Source organism: Chryseobacterium sp. POE27 (assembly GCF_039727685.1).
In the GTDB taxonomy this organism is placed as follows: domain Bacteria; phylum Bacteroidota; class Bacteroidia; order Flavobacteriales; family Weeksellaceae; genus Chryseobacterium.
The window spans coordinates 783,307-804,158 of sequence record NZ_CP152475.1 but is presented as its reverse complement, the minus strand read 5'-3'; the positions used below and the strand labels follow the sequence as shown (position 1 = coordinate 804,158).

The window sequence follows — 20,852 nt, the reverse complement described above, 5'->3', positions numbered from 1 at the left end:
CATAAATGATTGTTGAATAAAATTTAGTTTTCAGACACACTTATTGTAAGTGTGTTTTTTTTTGTATTTTGGCACTTTAGGATTTATGAAAAATATTCAGTTATTAGGTTTAATATTGGTTGTTGCAGGAAGTTTTCTGCCACTGGTTCATGTACCCATAATCGGAAACTGGAACTACTGGAAACTCGATCATTTTCTTGCGATTGCATGCTGGGTTCTTGCCGCAGGAGCTCTGTTTGGGATTGTCAACAACAGTGTAAAAACGGTTAAGGTTTTTGGTGTTTTGCTGGTGATTTTATTTGTTTTTACCTTATTTGCCATAAAGTTTCAGACTTCTGAATATTTCAGTTTTATGCCTTTTAAATCGTGGCAGGATAAACTGGCAGGAATTGTAAAATTAAAATGGGGTTGGATCGTTGAGTTTCTGGGTGCTTTCATCATCATTTTTGCAGCGAACAGAAAAAAAATGATCGATTCTTAAAATGATTGCAATTAATACAAACAGACAAATATTTTGTGAAATCAATAATCTGAAAGGTATATTTAAATAAAAAATAGAATTATAAAAATGAAAGAAGTATTCATCGTTTCCGCAGTGAGAACTCCAATGGGGAGTTTTTTGGGAAGTTTAGCAACTGTACCGGCTACAAAGTTGGGCGCTGTTGCCGTAAAAGGTGCATTAGACAAAATTAATCTTGATCCGAAGCAGGTTCAGGAAATCTATATGGGAAATGTTTTGCAGGCCGGAGAAGGGCAGGCTCCTGCACGTCAGGTTGCACTGGGAGCAGGACTTTCAAATGAAACGCCTTCTACAACCGTGAATAAAGTTTGTGCTTCAGGAATGAAAGCCGTTACAATGGCTGCACAGGCTATAAAAGCAGGCGATGCAGGTGTGATCGTTGCCGGAGGTATGGAAAATATGTCTTCCGTTCCTCACTATTACAATGCTAGAAATGCTACAAAATTAGGCGATATAAAAATGCAGGACGGAATGGTTTTAGATGGCCTTACAGATGTTTACAACAAAGTACATATGGGCGTTTGTGCAGAAAAATGTGCAACGGACTACAGTATTTCCAGAGAAGATCAGGATAATTTCGCGATAGAATCTTATACAAGAGCAGCTAAAGCATGGAATGAAGGAAAATTTGCCAATGAGGTGGTGCCGGTAGAAATTCCGCAGAGAAAAGGAGAACCGATTGTTTTTGCTGAAGATGAAGAATATAAAGCGGTAAATTTCGACAGAATTCCAACGCTTCCTACCGTTTTCAAAAAAGAAGAAGGAACGGTAACTGCTGCGAATGCTTCTACACTTAATGACGGGGCTTCTGCATTAATTCTTGTTTCTAAAGAAAAAATGGAAGAATTAGGTCTTAAGCCTTTGGCGAGAATCGTTTCTTACGCTGATGCTGCCCAGGCCCCGGAAGACTTTACCACAGCACCGTCAAAAGCGCTTCCTATTGCACTTAAAAAAGCTGGTTTAGCACTTACTGATATTGATTTCTTTGAATTCAATGAAGCATTTTCTGTAGTTGGACTGGCTAATAATAAGATTTTAGGATTAGATGCTTCTAAGGTAAATGTAAACGGTGGAGCAGTCGCTATCGGACATCCACTTGGAAGTTCAGGCTCAAGAATTATTGTCACGCTGATCAATGTTTTGAAACAAAATAACGGTAAATATGGAGCGGCAGCTATATGTAATGGCGGCGGCGGCGCTTCGGCAATCGTTATAGAAAATATGCAATAATTTATTTTTAAATACTTTAAATCCGGAGGTTTTATACTTCCGGATTTTTTGTTTTATTTTTATTAGAAGCTTAATCCCGTTTGGAATTTATGCTGAGCCTGTCGAAGTGCTATATCTTTTTGTTTACGGGCGGAGCAAAGCGGAGCCCGTAAACAAAACCAATTTTAACCAAATAATAAAATTTCTCCCAAACAAAATAAAAACCTTAGAATATTCATTCGTTTTCCTATTTTTGTGCTACTAATATTATTTGAAATGTCTGAAATTGAGAATCTGCAAACTCAAAACATAAAGAATAATCCCAAGATCATGAAAGCCTGGGCTGTTTATGACTGGGCCAATTCGGTGTATTCTTTGGTGATTACTTCTACTATTTTTCCGATTTACTATTCGATTCTTACCACTGCGTACGAAAAGAAAGAATATGTACAGGAAACAAAATCCTACATCGATGTTCCCGTGAGGCACATGATTACCATTTTCGGGAAAGAATATCAGCCGGACGCCGTATATGGATATTCACTTACAATATCTTTCTTCATTGTGGTTTTGTTATCACCATTTCTGTCTTCATTAGCAGATACGATCGGGAATAAGAAATCATTTTTACAGTTTTTCTGTTATCTGGGGGCGACTTCATGTATGGGATTAGCAATGTTTACAGGGATGCATAACGTTTTTCTCGGTTTACTTTTCAGTATTACGGCAAGTGTAGGGTTCTGGGGAAGTCTGGTATTTTACAACTCATTCCTGCCGGATATAGCTACCCGTGATAAGCAGGATGCCCTTTCAGCAAAAGGCTATGTTTACGGATACATAGGTTCTGTAGTTCTTGTCATTATTTGTCTTGTATTAATTCAGGTTGTAGCCAAGGGAGATCCTGAAAAGCAGCTTATATTCACGAGAGTCAGCTTCTTGTTGACGGGAGCATGGTGGTTTGGCTTTTCACAATATACCTTCAAGCATTTGCCTCAGTTTGGGGATGTTAAAGAAAAACTTCCGAAAGATCTTGTATTGTTGAATTATAAAAATATCTTCAAAAAACACGAAGAGCAGGGTGGTTTTTTCGAGGTTTTAAAAGACAACCTTTGTTTCTATAAAGATATCGGTAAAGAAAGTTTCAATGAACTGTTTAAAGTAGGTAAAGAGCTTTTCAAACACAGAAACCTGAAATTTTTCTTGTCAAGTTTCTTTTTTTATAGCGTGGGAATGCAAACTATTTTCCTGATGGCTACTTTATTCGGGAAGAGTGAAATCAATCTTCCGCAGGATAAATTAATAGGAACTCTTTTGATTATCCAGATCGAAGCGATCATCGGAGCTGTTATTTTCTCAAGATTATCAAGAAAAATAGGAAATAAAAATGTAATCTCAATTGCTGTTGTGTTATGGATTGTAGCCTGCATCTGGGCGTATTTCCTTAATAAAGAAAATCCTACGGTTGAATATCAGTTTTATGGGGTTGCTGCGGTTGTGGGGCTTGTGATGGGTGGTCTTCAGGCAATGTCAAGATCTACTTACTCCAAGCTTTTACCAGAAAATTCAATGGAAAATACGACTTTTTTCAGCTTTTATGATGTGTTGGAAAAAATTGCAATTATTGTAGGTACCTTTGTTTTTGCTTTATTCATTGATAAATATGATTCTTTAAGAGAAATTTTTGCTAAGATTGATATCGTCCTCCCTTCGGCTTCGGGCATGAGGTTTGCAGCATTTTCAATGGCAATTTTCTTCTTTGTAGGATTAGTACTGATAAGGTTTTTAAAGCTGAATCCTCCCAAAAATAATTAATAAAAATAAATAACAATATGGAAGACACTTGCAAAAGTGTCTTTTATGTTTTATATAATATTGATTTTAGTTTAAAGACAATAAATATTATTATTTTAATGGAACATGTGTTAAATTCATACTAATTCTGGATTTTTTTTGTTTATTTGTAAATCGTAAAATGAATATAAAAATGATAAAAAAATTACTCACATTCTGCATACTGCAATGTGCAGTTTTTGGTTTTTCACAGGATTTGAAACCTGTTGCCCAGAAAATTTCCGAATATCACAATCAAAATAAAGATTTTCAACAATATGACTTGTTTACAGTCAATAAAACCTCAGAGAAGCTAGCTGAATACAAAAGGTCAGCAACAGATATTTCTGTTCTTAATATTGATGCTAAGCAACTGAAAAAGCTAGTGCATGAGAAGCCTGAATACCTTGAAATATCATTTCCATTTGACGGAAAGCAGATCACAATGGAACTTTATAAAAATGAAATTTTTACGAATGAATTTAAAGTAAGAACCAGTAAAGGTGAAATTGTGAATTATACTCCCGGCGCCTACTATCAGGGAATTGTAAAAGGAGATAACCGGTCAGTTGCTGCCTTCAGTTTCTTTGATAATGATATTGTAGGTGTTGCTTCGACACCGGAGTCAGGAAATATTGTAGTAGGAAAAGTAAAAAATTCTGCAGATTTTGTAAATTATTCAGATTCAAAACTCACAGGTATTAATCCCTTTATCTGTGGTGCTGAAGAATTGGCGGAAAATCACAAACAAAAAACTTCTTTTGACCCCAATGCCGGCAAAACAAGCGGGAAGTTACTGACTCAAAACTGTGTAAGGATTTATTATGAGATTTGCTATACTCCTTATGTTAACAACGGATCCGATACGACAACGACAACTAACTGGCTTACGGCCATTCATAACAATATTTCAACACTATATAATAACGATGATGTAAAGATTGCCCTTAATGAGATTTATATCTGGACTACCGCAGATCCTTATACAGGAACTCCGAATGCTAACTTGGCAAGCTTCAGAACAAACAGGCAGACCTTTAATGGAGATTTGGCACATTTGGTTAACCAGCCTTCTACAACGAGTGTTGCTTATGTGAACTCTCTTTGTACAAACAGCAGACACGCTTATTCAGGTGCTGCACAGACTTATAATAACGTTCCTGTATATTCATGGACGATCATGGCAATGACCCACGAAATGGGACACAGCATGGGTTCTCCACACACACACGCCTGCGCATGGAATGGAAACAATACAGCCATCGATGGTTGTGGTCCGGCAGCAGGAGCTGATGAAGGCTGTACAGGGCCAATTCCGTCCACTACAGAAAAAGGAACCATTATGAGCTATTGTCATTTGATTTCAGGAGTAGGCATTAATTTCAGCAATGGTTTTGGACCTCAGCCGGGAGCTCTCATAAGAAATACGGTTGACTCCAAAGCCTGTCTGGGAACAAATTGTATTACAGCTTGTCCTACGACCGTTTCAGGACTTTCTGTGTCAAATATCACTCAGATTTCGGCTAACGCAGCATTTACAGATGCGACGTCCACTTCATGGAAATATAGACTTACAAAATTTGATGGTACTGCTGTTTCAAGTGGTACGACTTCTACTCAGTCTTTGAGTCTTGCAAGTCTTCAGCCTGCGACATATTATCTTTTATCGGTTGGAACTGATTGTTCTGCGGGATACCAGAGAACACAGCTATTTATGACAGATGGTGACTGGTGCAATGGTACTATTTTTACAGATACAGGTGGTACAGCGGCTAACTATGGAAACAACCAGACGATTGTAAAAACGTTTTATCCAAGCTCAGGAGCGCTGACAATGAACTTTACAGAATTCGGGCTGGAAGAAGACTATGATTTTATGTATATCTATAATGGTCCTTCCACAAGCTCACCAATGTTTGCGAATGGAAATGGTTTAACAGGATCTTCATTACCGGGAACGTTCACTTCTACACACCCTTCCGGAGCAATCACCGTAAGATTTGTCTCGGACCCTGCCGAAACTGATATAGGCTGGAAAGCCAATTTTTCATGTGCAGTTTTGGCAATTGAAGATGTGAATACCGAAGATAATTCTGTAAGTATTTACCCTAATCCTGCAAAAAGCAGTATTACCATTTCGTCTAAAGATGGTTTGAAATCATTTAAGATTTATGATGAATCCGGACGTTTGATAAGATCAGAATCATCATTAAAAGGAAGCAGATTTGATGTTAATATATCTTCAATGCAAACCGGAAATTATGTGGTTACAGTTGAAACGGAAAAACAGAAAATTACCAAGAAATTAATTAAACAATAATTTTAAATAAAATACAATTAAAGCCTGAAATAATCAGGCTTTTTTTATTAACTTTAATAAAAATTAAGCGTTTTTTTTAATATTTAAAATTTGTTACTATTGCAAATGTTAAATTATGTTAGAATTCGGCGCGGGTTTTGCTTATATTCAACAGAATAATTTTACATTTGCAAAAAATTTATTTACATTAAATGACAAACCCATTATTTTACGCGAAAATTCTTTTGTTCGGAGAATATGGAATCATTGAAGATTCCCAAGGTTTGACATTACCTTATAGTTTTTATAAAGGTACCCTCAAGTTCTCATCATTAGATTCCGAATTTGAAAAAAAATCTAATGAACATCTTAAGAAATATGCCGATTATCTTGAAAATCTGGAACTTCCACAAACTTTTGAACTAAATGTTTCAAAATTTAAAGAAGAAATTTATTCAGGTTTATTTTTCGACAGCAATATTCCTCAGGGATATGGAGTAGGCAGTTCCGGAGCGCTTGTAGCAGCTATTTTTGAGCGTTATTCTATTTCAAAACATGAACCAGACAATATTTCAAAAGACGAATTAAAAAGTCTTAGATATGTTTTTGGTTTAATGGAAAGCTATTTCCATGGAAAAAGTTCGGGGATAGATCCTCTGATCTGTTACATGAATCTTCCAATCCTTATTGAAAGCAAAGAAAGTGTAGACAGAGTTGCGATCCCGGCAAGTGAAGCAGGAAAAGGAGCTATCTTCCTTATTGATTCCGGTATGACCGGCGAAACGGGGCCGATGGTTCAGATTTTCTTTGAAAAAATGAAAACCGAAGGCTTTAGAAAAACTTTGAAAGAAGAATTTATCCGCTATAATAACGCCTGTATTGACGCATTTTTGAAAAAAGATATGAATCCTTTCTTCAGAAACCTTAAAAAACTTTCGCACTGGGCATACGAGCATTTCCGTCCGATGATCCCGGAAAGTCTTTTCAATGTATGGAAGAAAGGTCTGGATTCTAATGCGTATTATTTAAAGCTATGCGGAAGCGGTGGCGGTGGATATATTTTAGGTTTTACCAAAGATTACGAGAAAGCTGAAAAAATGCTTGACGGCTTCAATAAAGAAGTTATTTACAGATTCTAAATCATTGGAAATGAATTCTGAAAAGGAAAATTTCCAGGAGAAAAATTATATAAAAAAATCTTTATATTACAGATTTTCACAATTTGTGGGCTTCCTTTTGGGAGCTCGCTTTTTTGTTGCAGCTCTGCTTACTTTTGCGCTGTACGTATCAACATTTTTCCTGTTTAATCAGGATGAAAGTTTTAGGAAATTTGTCTTTGATTTCAAAGTTCACGGGATCATTTTCTGTACCGTACTCACCATTCTTGCAGGAGGAATTATTAATCAGTTCTATGATTTTGAAAAAGATCATGTGGTAAAGCCTTTCAGAACAAGGATTCAAAGTTTTATCAAGCAGAAATATTTCTTGTATGCTTATCTTTTCCTGAGCTTGATCTCTTTAAGTGTCGCCTGGATGATTTCACATAAGGTTTTTGCTTTTTTTATTGTTTATCAATTTTTCATGTGGTTTTACAGCCATAAGCTGAGCCGTATTTTGATTTTAAACAATCTTACTTTTGTAAGCCTTACATTGTATCCTTTTTTTGGAATGATGGTGTACTATGAAACTTTCTCAAAAAAAATTTTGTTGATGGCCATTTTCCTTTTTCTGATTTTATTATGTATTGATATTGTGAAAGATACTTTGACAAAAAGTGTTGACAAAGCGTTTGGCTATACCACTATTCCAAATTATTTTAATGCTAAAACAACAAACGGAATTATCGTTTCTCTGATGATTGTAACAATGGCTGTTTCTATGAAACTTATTCTGCGCACAGGGATTGCCGGGTTTATGGCTTACTATTTCGCGGGTGGACTTTTTGTTTTTATTCTGTGCATCTACTTCATTATCAATCATTCAAGAAAAAATAAATTCCTGACCATTAATATCCTCAGATTATGGGTTTTTTTGGGAATTATCTCTATGCTTCTTAGCGGTCTGGAAGGTAAATTGTAGAAAAATTTCTTTAAAAAACCTGCGGTTATGCTTACCTTTGCAGAACCTTAAATTTATATAAGTAATGCCCATTTTTAACGATACTAAAATCGCATTTGCGGATAAATCTGATGCACAGTTAAGAAAAGCGTATTGGATGTTCAAATTGATTGAACAGCCTTCACTCACAAAAGTCGGAACTTCTGTCCTTAATTTTACCGTTCACAACAATTTTCCATTCGTTACCGGAATTGTAAAAAATACTTTATTTGAACAGTTTTGCGGTGGAGAAACACGTGAAGAAAGTATGAAAGCTGTAAAGCAGCTTTTTAAAAGAGGTGTAGGGAGTATTTTTGATTATTCTATTGAAGGAAAGGAAGATGAAGAAACATTTGATGCAGTATGCAATGAGATCAAAGATATCGTTAAATTTTCCGTTGGGAATCCTGCTATTCCTTTTATTGTTTTTAAACCCACTGCTTTCGGAAGAATAGATTTGTATGAGGCTGTTGGGAACAATGCAGAATTAACTTCAAGCCAGAAAGAAGAATGGGAAAGAGTAGTGAGAAGATTTGATGAGGTTTGTAAATTATGCCATGAAAATGATAAAAAAAGTAATGGTAGATGCTGAGGAAACTTGGATGCAGGATGCTGCAGATCAGCTTTGCGAAGAGATGATGGAAAAATACAACCAGGAAAAACCTATCGTCTGGAATACCATTCAGATGTACCGCACCGGAAGACTGGAGTATATGGAGGAGCAATTACAGAGAGCAAGGGAGAAAGGATATTTTATTGGCTATAAAATCGTTCGTGGTGCTTATATGGAAAAAGAGCGTGCGAGAGCTGCGGAAAAAGGTTATCCTGATCCGATACAGCCAAATAAGGAAGCTTCTGATAAAAATTATAATGCAGGAATTGATTTTGTGATGAATCATCTGGATAAAGTTTCAGCTTTTTTTGGAACACATAATGAAATTTCTTCTGAGCTTGTGATGGATAAAATGAAGAATAAAAACCTTGAAAATGGTAATCCTCATGTTTATTTCGGGCAATTGTATGGGATGAGTGATAATATTACATTTTACCTGTCAGATAAGGGATATAATGTGGCGAAATACCTTCCTTACGGACCTGTAAAAGATGTTGTGCCGTATCTTACCAGAAGAGCGCAGGAAAATACTTCTGTAGCCGGGCAGACCGGAAGAGAGCTCGGTCTTATCAAGAAAGAACTTGAAAGAAGAAAGCAAAGCAGATAATTTTCTGTTTTTTTTAATATAGATAGAACCTTGCAATTTGCAAGGTTTTTTTATGATCGATAATTTTTACCACTTTTATGGCTCGAAACTTTCAAATTTTCCGTTATCATAAAAAATAACAATACGTTTTATAGTACTTCCTTGATTTCCAGCAGATTGGTTTATAGATGGAATGTTGAAATTTTCTAATCGCTGAGAATCTGATATTTTTTCCTGTGCTTTACGTTGGGATGATATAAACGATTCTCCGGAGGTTACTTTCTCAGTTTCAATTTCTTTTTCTTCAATGCCAAAATCTTCATCATCATTCATCATTGTAAAAAGATCCGGAAGAGAAGTAGGTTTTGTTTTTTCTTCTTCAGGTAAATCATGAGTTTTATTTTCAGCTTCTTTAATTTCCTGCAAATCTGATTTCAGCATTTGACCTTCACCGGTTACGAGCCAATCCCAAAGAATTTCCGGAAAGCGGGACTTTATTTTGATGATAAATTCCAGAGACGGTTTATTTCTTCCGGATGTTACATGCGAGATGGAAGAGCGTTGTACATCAATCTCATCGGCAAACTCAGAAGGAGTCAGCCCGGAATAATCAATGACCTTAGAAATTCTTTCATTTAGACTCATAAAATACGCTTTATATTCACTTTACAAATGTAAAAATAAAATTTACAATTGCAAAATACAAAAGTAAATTAAATTCAAGTATTTTGATATACAAATGTAAATAAATAAACAATTGATTATCAAAACATTATACTTAAATAAATATAATACAAGAAATTTTATTTAACAAATTTTCCACAGACTGTAATATATTAGATTGTACTTCAAGTATTACATGAAGTAAGTGAAATATTGATTAATTAGAGATAATTTGCAGATAATTTTCTTAGTGTTAGTGGATGATAGCTGGCTTTTGGCGGCAAATATCTGAGAGAATAGAGTAGATATCCGTAAATCTCTGATTAACCGCTAAAATAATCGATAAATCATATAATTTTAAATATAATGAACCCTGTAAAGTACTATTAACATTGATATTTGATAGTACATTTCAAAACTAAAATATGCCTATATTTTTCAATCATTAAAATAAGTTACATTTTTAAAAGTTCTTCAATTTTCATCAGAATTTAGGATTTAAACTTCTAAATTATTAACAATTCACATTTGTATATTGAATGAATTTTAAAATTTTCCACAGCTGTACTTGTTTGACAGAATTACACGCAAATGTAGAAAACCACAGTTTTTACTACTTAAAGTAATCATAAAATTAACATTTAAGTAAAAATTATAAACAACTCAATTTTAGATAATTAAATATATAGTATTGAATTATTATTAATCCACAATTTTATCCACAGACATTTTGGCAATTAACATTGTTTAACTCAATTACAAATGTTAATCATATATTTTGACAAAAAATCGTTAAATTTGACTCTTGTAAATTATTACACAATGACTTTTGAACAGATATATCAGCAGAATACTAACTTCCCTAATCGTTATATTGCACCCGAAAAATTATTTTATTACCTACAGACGAATCTCAGCAGTTATATTATGGAGATCGGTAAATCTTATTTGGAGAAACCTATCTATCAATTGACCATAGGAAATGGAGATATATCTGTTTTAGCGTGGTCGCAGATGCACGGAAATGAATCGAATGCTACTCATGCTATGCTCGATCTTCTGACGACTTTAGATAAAGCTCCGGAATTAAAAGATACATTGTTTGAAGCTGTAAAGCTTGATTTTATATTCATGCTAAATCCCGACGGGTCAGAAAAATGGACCAGAATGAATGCTTCGGATATTGATCTTAACAGGGATTTTCACAATGAAGCAAGCAAGGAGATTAAAGTGTTAAAAGAAGTTGCCTCAAAGAAAAAATATAATTATGCTTTGAACCTTCATGAGCAGAGAACGATTTTTACAACTGACGGAATTCATCCTTCTACGCTTTCTTTTTTAGCCCCTTCTGAAAATGTTGAACGTGCCATTACAGAAAACAGAAAGAAATGTATGGCTGTAATCGCCAATGTTTATAATCATCTTAAAGAGATGATCCCAAACCAGATCGGGAGATATTCTGATGAATTTTATCCTGCTTCTACCGGAGATAATTTCATCAAAGCTGGAATGCCTACAATTCTTTTTGAAGGAGGACATTTTATAAATGATTACACAAGAAAAGAAACCCGAAAATATTACGCTGTCGCATTATATTATGCATTAAAAGCAATCGTTGAACTTAATTCAAGCATAGAAGGCTGGGAAACTTATCTGGAGATTCCGGAAAATAAGGAAACGCATTACGATATTATTTACCGAAATGTAAAACTGAATACCGATCATGAGTGTGTCCTGGATATTGCTGTTCAGTACCACGAAATAAAAGAAGATGGCAAAGATGATATATCTTTTATCCCTTTTGTTATGGAAGTGGGAGATGTGAAGAAACGAAAAGGATGGCTGGAAATAGACTGTACCGGGAAAAAATTTGTTTCTCCTACTAAATATCCCAAACTTGATACAGAAGTAAATTTCATAATAGAAGACTAAAAAAAAGCGGATCCATAATGGGTCCGCTTTTGTTTTTATGATAAAGCCGTTAAAGGCTTTTTGTTTGGTGAAAAAAGTTTAGTTTACAACCTTGATTCCGTTGGCTACAAACCTGATCTCTTCTTTCGGAGTTGTGATAGCATCGATCTCAGACTTAGGCTTCTTAGCATCTTCTGCATAATGTTTCTGTTCGTCTACGGAAGTTACTTTTCTTTCTGCAGAACCTTCCAGAACTACATTCTTACCTTTCAAAGCGGTCGGAACAAAAAAAGCATAATCTTTCATCTTTACGAAGAACTGAGAATTGTCCTCTGTCTGAATGGTCAGCCAGCATCCTTTTTTATCGCATACATCTGTTACTTTGCCTTTTATGGCAACATTTTCGACTTTCTTATTGTCTTTCTTCAGCTTTTTGCTTAGCTTATCTACAGAGATAGCTTTAGATTCTGCGTTAGAAGCAACGCCTCCGCCATAAGTATCACCCACAACAGCATTTCCTGCCGGTGGACCGAATTTTTTTGATTCCTGTGCAAAAGCCAAAGTGGAAAAACTTACTGCAACTGTCAATAATAATGATTTGAATTTCATTTTTAATATTTTTTTCAAAAGTACTAATAAAATCTGAATGATAAAATTGCTGAATACCTGATAAAAAACGGGTTATCTTTCTGTGAGTATAGCTTTATTTTTAAGCGCAAAGTCCGCAAAGAAATAATCAATCATCCTGCTAATTTGTTCGTAAGGGCGTTTCACTCAGCAAATGATAGCAGCGTATTATACGTAAGCCTTTGCTGAATAGAACGCCTTCGCATCGAAAAATATGCTCCCTGTTATTCAATGAACTTTAGCGCTCCCTTCGCGTTAAAACAATAAATGCCTCTTGATCATTCAATAAACTGTGCTCTCATTAGCTGAGTGAAATGCCTTAGCGACCGGAAAATATGCTTCCTGTTATTCAATAAAATCCTTGCGACCGTTGCGTTAAAAACAAATAAGACACCTTAGTCATAATTTAAAACAAACTAATCCTATAATTATTTATATTTGAAGCCTATACTTCACTATGCAGAAAAAACTAAAACTATGGGATGCCATTATGCTGGTAATGGGTTCAATGATCGGAAGCGGAATATTCATTGTAAGTGCTGATATGATGCGTAACCTCGGATCGGGCTTCTGGCTGATCGTTGTCTGGGTTATCACAGGAATCATGACAGTTGCTGCAGCGATAAGCTACGGTGAGCTTTCAGCCTTATTTCCTAAAGCGGGTGGGCAATATACTTATCTCAAAGAGATCTTTGGAAGAAAGATGGGATTTCTTTACGGATGGGGTCTCTTTACGGTAATCCAAACCGGAACGATTGCTGCTGTGGCTATGGCTTTCGGCAAATTTACCGCTTATTTGGTTCCCTCTCTCAATGATGCAGCACCGATTTTCCAAAGTGGTGAATTCAAGATTACGTGGATCCAGATGCTGGCCATTGCGATTATACTTTTACTTACTTACATTAATACAAGGGGCGTTGAAAGTGGTAAATTACTTCAGAATGTTTTTACTGGATCTAAAATTATTGCGTTGCTTGGACTTATTGCGGCAGGATTTATTTTGGTAGACATTTCCAAGCTTGCAGAAAATTTTAGTTTCGGGTATGATGCTTTTAATAATCTTGCAAAAGACAGCTTTGGTAATTTCCTGAAAGAAGGTTGGGAACCTATCGGCGGGATGACCCTTCTTGGAGGAATCGCTGCAGCGATGGTAGGCTCGGTTTTCAGTTCCGTAGCATGGGAAAGCGTAACGTTTGTATCGGGAGAAATTGAAAACCCAAAGAAAAATGTGGTAAAATCAATGATCTACGGCACGACAGCGGTGATGATCCTTTATATTGCCGTTAATTATGTTTACCTTAATGCCCTCGACAGAGACTCGATTGCCTTCGCAGAAAACGACAGGGTAGCAGTTGCCGCTTCTCATTTTATTTTTGGAAGTGCAGGAACTGTTATCATTGCTATTCTTGTGATGGTTTCCACGTTTGGATGTAACAACGGATTGATTCTGGCAGGAGCAAGAGTTTTTCAGACCATGGCCAAAGACGAAATGTTCTTCAGACAGGCCGAAAAGAACAATAAAAATGATGTTCCTGAAAATGCACTTTGGATGCAGGGCATCTGGGCTTCGCTGTTATGTCTTAGCGGGCAGTACGGAAACCTTCTCGATATGATTTCCTTTGTCATTGTTTTGTTCTACATGATTACCGTTTTCGGGGTTATTTATTTAAGATTTAAAAAACCTGAGCTGGAAAGGCCTTACAAAACATGGCTGTATCCTGTTACGCCTGTTATCTATTTGTTGATAGGGACGGGCTTCTGTATATTATTATTGATCTACAAGCAGCAGTACACCTGGCCTGGTTTTGTGATGGTTTTACTTGGTCTTCCGGTATATTATTTTATCAATAGGAAAAATCCTCAGCAGTAATCCCGGAAGGCTGCCAAATATGGAGTAATTCATTCTTTAATCAGAGTTGTTTTAACCGATTATTGGCAGATGTAATAAATAAAGATTATATCCAAAAATTACATCCTTACTTATAAGTCTTTCAACTCGTGCGCAGGAGTTGACAAAAACCTAAGCACAAGTTGCTCAACTCTTAAGCAAGAGTTGGTGAACTCCTGCGCAGGAGTTTAACGGATCATAAGTATGAGTTTAAAAAGAGGAAGGAAATGACTCAAGATTTATACCCGGATCGTTTTATTTTTTCTGGAGCTGAATCTTTTTTCCTCACCCTAAATCCCTCTCCCGAGGAGAGGGACTTGTAGCCGCAACCCAAAAGGATGCCGCTGTAGGGTATTCGTATGTATCATTGCTATTGGACATACAATAAACAGAAAACCACATTAAAATCGATATAAGCAGATTCGCTAATACTTAATATCTATAAGGGGTACACCTTATATTTTTTGTTTATAAGTAATTATGCTTATATTTGCAGAATGATAGCGGTCATTACCGGAGATATTATAAATTCACAACAGGCGGATACGGAAGTTTGGATTACCAGACTTAAAAATCTTCTCGAAAACTGGGGAAGCGCCCCTAACACATGGGAAATCTACAGGGGAGACGAATTTCAGTTTAAATGTAATATCGACGATGTTTTCTGGCGTTTCTTAGCGATAAAATCATTAATTAAAAGTCAGGAAAACTTAGATGTAAGAATTGCCATCGGTATCGGTGAAGAAAACTTCTCTTCAGATAAGATCACAGAATCCAACGGAACCGCTTACGTTCACTCAGGAAGACTTCTCAACGATCTTAAAAATGACGGCCACACCGTATCTATCAAAACTTCCAATGACTCTGTAGACAGGGATCTTAACATTTTACTGAAATGGTCATCTAAAGATTTTGACAACTGGACGATGGCAACAGCAGAGATCATTCACGAAATGATTATGAATAAAGAGATCACACAGGAAGATCTTGCGAAAAAATTTGCCATTTCACAGTCCTCGGTAAGCCAGAGGCTGAAGCGTGCCAACTACGAACTCATCGTGGAAACCAATCAATATTTCAGAAAGAAAATTTCAGAACTCTAAGCATGATTTTTATTAAACTCATATTGGCGCATCTACTCGGAGATTTTATTCTCCAGCCGGATTCATGGGTTGCAGACAAGGAAAGCAAAAAGCTGAAAAGCATATATCTGTACATTCATGTGCTGATTCATACGGTTTTGAGCTTTGCGTTTCTCTGGGATATTCAGCTTTGGTGGGTTGCTGTTTTGGTAGGCATTTCACATTTTATCATAGATGCTGCAAAACTGAGCCTTCAAACTGTTCAGAATAAAAAAAGCTGGTTTTTTGTTGATCAGGCTCTGCATGTTTTGGTCATTGCAGCAATATCTTTTTACAGTAACGAATTCAGCTTTGATTTTCTCAAGGATCATACTATTTTAAAAATACTGGGAGCAGCTTTGTTTTTAACGACGCCTGCATCCGTAATCATCAGGATATTGTTGTCTTCATGGACACCCGCTCCGGAAACTGCCGGTAATATCCAAACCGATTCTTTATCAAATGCTGGAAAATATATTGGAATTCTTGAACGTCTGCTGGTATTTACCTTTATTATGGTAGATCATTGGGAAGGCGTAGGTTTTATGGTAGCAGCAAAGTCGGTGTTCAGATTCAGCGATCTTGCACAGGCCAAACAGAGAAAGCTCACGGAATATGTACTCATCGGTACGCTCCTCAGCTTCGGAATGGCAGTTTTAATGGGAATAGTAATCAAATAAATATAAATCTAATAAAGACAATTTAGAAATGGAAAAGAAAGAAATGTTGTACGAAGGTAAGGCAAAACAGGTATTTGCAACCGACAATCCTGATCAGGTAATCGTGCGTTTCAAAGACGATGCTACTGCATTTAATGCTCAAAAAAGAGGATCTGTAGATCTTAAAGGAGAAATGAACAACGCCATCACGACTCTTATTTTTGAATATTTAAATGAAAAAGGGATCAAAACTCATTTCATTAAACAATTGAACGAAAGAGAGCAGCTGGTAAGAAAAGTATCAATTATTCCTTTGGAAATGGTAGTAAGAAACTATTCTGCCGGAAGCATGGCTCAGAGATTAGGAGTGGAAGAAGGGATCAAATCTCCGGTTACGATTTTCGATATCTGCTATAAGAAAGATGAGTTGGGAGATCCGCTTATCAATGATCACCACGCCGTTTTCTTAGGTGCTGCAACGTATGAGGAGCTTGACGAAATGTATGAACTGACTTCAGATATCAATGAAATCCTGATCGATCTTTTCGACAAAATGAATATCATCTTAGTCGATTTTAAAATTGAATTAGGAAAAACTTCAGATGGTGAAATCATCTTAGCAGACGAAATCTCTCCGGACACTTGCAGACTTTGGGATAAAGATACCATGAAAAAGCTGGATAAAGACAGATTCAGAAGAGATCTTGGAGAAGTAACTGAAGCATATGTTGAGATCTATAACAGATTGAAACAAGCTTTAGGTAAATAAATTCTGAGAGGTTAGAAGTTAGACATTAGAAGCTAGTATGAAATCGCATCGGATAGAAGATCTTAAAGTCTGGAGAAAATCAATGACTTTAGTAAAAGAAGTTTATTTGGTTACCGCTGATTTACCAAGTGAAGAAAAATTTGGTTTACTATCTCAAATTAGAAGATGCGCTGTTTCAATACCTTCAAATATTGCAGAAGGAGCAGGAAGAAATAGTAAGAATGAATTTATCAATTTCTTGGGATTGCGTTTGGATCAACTTATGAGTTACAAACACAATTACAATTATTAATAGATTTAAACTTTATTTCTGAAACTAAAATAATTCTTTTAAAAGAGCTTTTAGCTGAGATACAGAAAATGATTTACTCATTAAAGACAAGTTTAAAATTATAATTGAAGTTAACTTAGACTAATTTCTAACATCTAATAACTAACTTCTAATTTAGAAAAAATAGAAATGAAAAGTTTAGACATTCATAAAAGTGAATATTTAAAACAGTTTGAAACTCAGACCTACGGGAGAAATCTTTTCAGAACGCAGGAAGAAGAGAGACTGGATGCTCCGAATGAGGAGTGTGGTATCTTCGGAATGTATTCTGATAGTGATCTCGATACGTTTTCACTTTCACAGTTCGGACTTTTTGCATTACAGCACAGAGGCCAGGAAGCGTGTGGTATTTCTGTTTTAAAAGACGGAAAAATTACCAATATGAAAGATGAAGGTTTGGTTTTGGACGTTTATAAAGAGATCCATGATCCTGAAACTTTTATGGGAAATTCTGCCATCGGACATACCCGATATACCACGGCAGGAGATAAGAAAAAGTATAATTTCCAGCCTTTCTTTGCAAAGAATGAATATGACCAGATCATCCTTTCGATTGCGCACAACGGTAATCTTACCAATGCAAAAGAGCTGAAGGCAGAGCTGGAAGCGGAAGGAGTTGTTTTCAGAGCAACTTCTGATTCTGAAGTGATCCTGAGATTAATCCAGAAAAACCTTGATCTCGGACTTCGTGGTGCCATTAAAATGACCATGGAAAAGATTGAGGGAGCTTATTCGGTGGTGGGAATGACGAGAAATAAGTTTTTTGCTTTCAGAGATTTCAACGGGATCAGACCTCTTGTGTTGGGAGCGATAGACGAAAAATCTTATGTTGTTGCATCGGAGTCTGTGGCATTGGACGCAGTAGGCGCTCAGTATGTTCGTGATATTTTACCTGGTGAGATTGTTTATACCAATGAAAACGAACCGGGAAAACTACATTCTTACATGGCAGATGAAGCAAAAGGAAAACAGAGAATATGTTCTTTTGAATATATTTACTTTGCAAGACCTGACTCTTCGTTAGAGAATATTAACGTTTATGAAATCAGAGAAAAATCGGGAGAGAAGATCTGGCATCAGGCGCCGGTAGAGGCAGATGTTGTCATCGGAGTTCCTGATTCGGGAGTTCCGGCTGCAATCGGTTTTTCCAAGGCTTCAGGGATACCTTTCCGTCCTGTTTTAATTAAGAACAGATACATCGGAAGAAGTTTTATCGTTCCTACTCAGGAAATGAGAGAAAGAGTGGTAAATCTTAAGCTGAACCCGATCATTTCAGAAATAAAAGATAAAAGAGTTGTTATTATCGATGATTCTATTGTTCGAGGGACAACTTCCAAAAGGCTTGTTAAAATCTTAAAAGATGCCGGTGTAAAAGAAATCCACTTCAGAAGTGTTTCTCCGCCGATCATAGCTCCTTGTTATCTGGGGATTGATACCCCATCGAAAGATGATCTTATTTCAGCGAATATGACGATACCTGAACTCAGAGATTATCTCGGAGTAGATTCTTTAGAGTTTTTAAGTGTAGAAAATTTAAAAGAGATTTTAGGCTCTGCCAATCACTGCTTCGGATGTTTTACGGAAGAATATCCTGTAGGAAAAGGTGAAGAAGTAGAATTATTTAGTTAAAATATCTCCATTTATATAAAGCAAAAGGTCAGGTTTAATCATAAAACCTGACCTTTTTATTGAAATCAAAATTGTTTTAATTCCTAGAACTTAAATGCTACTCCAACTTGGAAAACATTGTTTCTGATAGCATCAGAGCCACTTGGTCTGTCTTTAGCAATATCCGTAAGACCTGCTACGTATCTTGCTGTGATACCAATATTATCTGTGAAATAATATCCTGCTCCTAAACCGATACCGAAGTTAAAAGTATTGATGTTATCCTTATCAATATCTTCTGAATAACTTGTTGTTGCGCTTGAGCTACCTGAAGAGTTGCTAGTAGTCACAGTTCTGTCTCCTTTGTTTTTAGCAGTTACGTTGAAACCGAATTCAGGACCTGCTTCCACATAGAAGTTAGGCACGAAATTATATTGGAACATTACTGGTACTGTAATATAATCTAAGTGTGTAGAAGATGAGTTTACTGTTCTTGTTGTAGTACCAAGTACTGTAGATTCATTTACGCTTTCGATTTTAGCACCATACTGAGAATACATAACCTCCGGCTGGATGCTGAATGAACTTGCTAACGGAATGTTGGCAAAAACACCTGCGTTAAATCCAATCTTTGATTTTTGATCTTCAAGACCTGCATCTTTAGAAAGGGATGCTACGTTCATTCCTGCTTTCGCACCGAATCTAATTGGACTTGTTGAAGAACCTGTTGTAGTCTGAGCAAACGCTAATGAACCAGCTGTAAGAGCTATTCCTAAAATTAACTTTTTCATAACTGTAATTTTTAATAATTTACTTTTTCTAATTTTAAATTTTACTACTGTCAATCAATTTGACGGGGAGTATCTTTCAAATTGCTTGCCAAAAAAATAAATTATGATAAATGTCAGCGAAAAACAGTATTTAGTAATAATGGAATTAAATGCTAAGTTATTGTATTACTTGTTTTTATAGATTTAATTAAATGTATGTTTAGAAATACTCTAAATTGACAATTTTGTTAAATATTTAATGATTCTAGGCTTTATCAGCCGTAAAAATCTCTAGGCATCATTCAGTTTTCTGTAAAAATCCAGGGAAGAGGAGATATTTTTCTTGCTGCACTGATAATCAAATGTACAGGATCCGATTCCTGAAATCAATGAAAAATTGATCTTACTGTCCGTATTCTTTTTATCATTAATCAACAATTCGAAGATATCATTATCTTTAAAATCACTGATGTCCAGATAAGGATAACATTTCTGAATATTTTCAATAACAATGTTGCAGATTTCTTCCGAGATAAGCCCTTCCAAAAAAGATAGATGAGTTTCGGTAATCATTCCCATAGCGACAGCCTCACCGTGAAGAATAGGATTTCCCTGATTTAAACATAAACTTTCAATAGCATGACCGATGGTATGCCCAAAATTTAACGTTTTACGGATATTCTTTTCATGAAAATCCTGTTGAACAACATTTTGCTTAATTTCCATAGAGGTAGAAATATGAGGAATAACCGACTCAAAATCAAGTTTAGAAATATGGATAAGATTTTCCCAGTGTTTTTCATCTGCAATTAAACCATGTTTCAGCATTTCTGCAAAACCGCTTCTTAATTCTTTATAAGGTAAGGTTTCCAGGAATTTTGGATAAACAAATATCTGTTCCGGGAAAGTAAATGTTCCGACCATATTTTTATAATGCATCAGGTCAATTCCGGTTTTCCCACCAATGGAAGCATCACACATAGACAAAAGGGTAGTAGGAATGTTAATAAACGGAACACCTCTTTTATAAGTAGACGCTACAAATCCTCCCATATCTGTAATCACACCGCCTCCGAGATTGATTACCAAAGCTTTACGGTCCGCCTGCATTTCTGTAAGGATTTCCCAGAGCTGGTTGGCCGTCGTGATGTTTTTCATTTCTTCACCCGGTTCGATTTCAAGAATCTCAAAAGCCAGATCCGTTTCCAGATTTCCCAACAGAACAGGAAGACAATATTCATGCGTATTTTCGTCAACCAAAATAAAGATCTTGCTGAAAGATTTTGAATGTAAAAAATCGTTTAACTGAGAAAAATTATCGTTTAATACTGTTATCATTTTTGGGTTTTCT

Annotated in this window: 16 protein-coding genes and 2 pseudogenes; 14 read left to right on the top strand and 4 right to left on the bottom strand. The window is 35.9% G+C overall.

What is annotated here, in order from left to right; translation table 11 throughout:
- The first annotated feature begins 85 nt into the window (after nt 1–85).
- From AAHI02_RS03695 to AAHI02_RS03665, 7 genes and pseudogenes are all read left to right on the top strand, one after another.
- On the top strand, nt 86–481 hold the full coding sequence (locus tag AAHI02_RS03695; protein WP_346985491.1) for a hypothetical protein: 396 nt from the start codon (nt 86–88) through the stop codon (nt 479–481).
- 87 nt (nt 482–568) lie between these two features.
- Nucleotides 569–1,750 (top strand): acetyl-CoA C-acyltransferase, encoded by a 1,182-nt coding sequence (locus AAHI02_RS03690; protein ID WP_346985490.1) that lies wholly within the window; start codon nt 569–571, stop codon nt 1,748–1,750.
- Between the two features lie 255 nt (nt 1,751–2,005).
- A complete protein-coding gene (locus tag AAHI02_RS03685; protein WP_346985489.1) occupies nt 2,006–3,541 on the top strand; it encodes an MFS transporter in 1,536 nt (511 codons plus the stop codon).
- 172 nt (nt 3,542–3,713) lie between these two features.
- A complete protein-coding gene (locus tag AAHI02_RS03680) occupies nt 3,714–5,879 on the top strand; it encodes a T9SS type A sorting domain-containing protein (RefSeq protein WP_346985488.1) in 2,166 nt (721 codons plus the stop codon).
- A gap of 191 nt (nt 5,880–6,070) precedes the next feature.
- A complete protein-coding gene (locus AAHI02_RS03675; protein WP_042723293.1) occupies nt 6,071–6,997 on the top strand; it encodes a mevalonate kinase in 927 nt (308 codons plus the stop codon).
- Nucleotides 6,998–7,007: 10 nt separating this feature from the next.
- Nucleotides 7,008–7,937, top strand: coding sequence for a UbiA family prenyltransferase (locus AAHI02_RS03670; protein WP_346985487.1), 930 nt, complete (start codon nt 7,008–7,010; stop codon nt 7,935–7,937).
- Nucleotides 7,938–8,001: 64 nt separating this feature from the next.
- A pseudogene (locus AAHI02_RS03665) lies at nt 8,002–9,175 on the top strand (proline dehydrogenase family protein).
- A 75-nt stretch (nt 9,176–9,250) separates the two neighbouring features.
- Here AAHI02_RS03665 and AAHI02_RS03660 read toward each other — a convergent pair.
- Nucleotides 9,251–9,799, bottom strand: coding sequence for a helix-turn-helix transcriptional regulator (locus AAHI02_RS03660; RefSeq protein WP_346985486.1), 549 nt, complete (start codon nt 9,797–9,799; stop codon nt 9,251–9,253).
- Between the two features lie 840 nt (nt 9,800–10,639).
- Between AAHI02_RS03660 and AAHI02_RS03655 the strand changes: the two genes are divergently transcribed.
- Nucleotides 10,640–11,749 carry a M14 family zinc carboxypeptidase gene (locus AAHI02_RS03655; protein ID WP_346985485.1) on the top strand — a complete coding sequence of 370 codons (1,110 nt, stop codon included), beginning with the start codon at nt 10,640–10,642 and terminating at the stop codon, nt 11,747–11,749.
- Nucleotides 11,750–11,827: 78 nt separating this feature from the next.
- Here AAHI02_RS03655 and AAHI02_RS03650 read toward each other — a convergent pair whose 3' ends face one another.
- Nucleotides 11,828–12,337, bottom strand: coding sequence for a DUF4920 domain-containing protein (locus tag AAHI02_RS03650; RefSeq protein ID WP_346985484.1), 510 nt, complete (start codon nt 12,335–12,337; stop codon nt 11,828–11,830).
- Nucleotides 12,338–12,812: 475 nt separating this feature from the next.
- Between AAHI02_RS03650 and AAHI02_RS03645 the strand changes: the two genes are divergently transcribed.
- The 6 genes and pseudogenes from AAHI02_RS03645 to purF all read left to right on the top strand — a co-directional run bounded on the left by AAHI02_RS03645 (nt 12,813) and on the right by purF (nt 18,752).
- Nucleotides 12,813–14,225 (top strand): amino acid permease, encoded by a 1,413-nt coding sequence (locus tag AAHI02_RS03645; protein ID WP_346985483.1) that lies wholly within the window; start codon nt 12,813–12,815, stop codon nt 14,223–14,225.
- Nucleotides 14,226–14,740: 515 nt separating this feature from the next.
- On the top strand, nt 14,741–15,346 hold the full coding sequence (locus tag AAHI02_RS03640) for a SatD family protein (protein ID WP_346985482.1): 606 nt from the start codon (nt 14,741–14,743) through the stop codon (nt 15,344–15,346).
- A gap of 2 nt (nt 15,347–15,348) precedes the next feature.
- Nucleotides 15,349–16,044 (top strand): DUF3307 domain-containing protein, encoded by a 696-nt coding sequence (locus tag AAHI02_RS03635; RefSeq protein WP_346985481.1) that lies wholly within the window; start codon nt 15,349–15,351, stop codon nt 16,042–16,044.
- Between the two features lie 28 nt (nt 16,045–16,072).
- Nucleotides 16,073–16,792, top strand: a complete 720-nt coding sequence (gene purC / locus AAHI02_RS03630) for a phosphoribosylaminoimidazolesuccinocarboxamide synthase (RefSeq protein ID WP_042722941.1) — start codon at nt 16,073–16,075, stop codon at nt 16,790–16,792.
- A 37-nt stretch (nt 16,793–16,829) separates the two neighbouring features.
- Nucleotides 16,830–17,188: pseudogene (locus AAHI02_RS03625) on the top strand (four helix bundle protein).
- 64 nt (nt 17,189–17,252) lie between these two features.
- A complete protein-coding gene (purF, locus tag AAHI02_RS03620; RefSeq protein ID WP_346985480.1) occupies nt 17,253–18,752 on the top strand; it encodes an amidophosphoribosyltransferase in 1,500 nt (499 codons plus the stop codon).
- Nucleotides 18,753–18,835: 83 nt separating this feature from the next.
- Here the strand turns inward: purF and AAHI02_RS03615 are convergent, their stop codons facing one another.
- Entirely contained in the window at nt 18,836–19,522 is a 687-nt protein-coding gene (locus AAHI02_RS03615; protein WP_346985479.1) for a porin family protein, read from the bottom strand.
- 270 nt (nt 19,523–19,792) lie between these two features.
- The gene (gene aroB, locus AAHI02_RS03610) at nt 19,793–20,839 is read right to left on the bottom strand and encodes a 3-dehydroquinate synthase (RefSeq protein ID WP_346985478.1); all 1,047 of its coding nucleotides are present in this window, start codon (nt 20,837–20,839) and stop codon (nt 19,793–19,795) included.
- Nucleotides 20,840–20,852 lie beyond the last annotated feature (13 nt).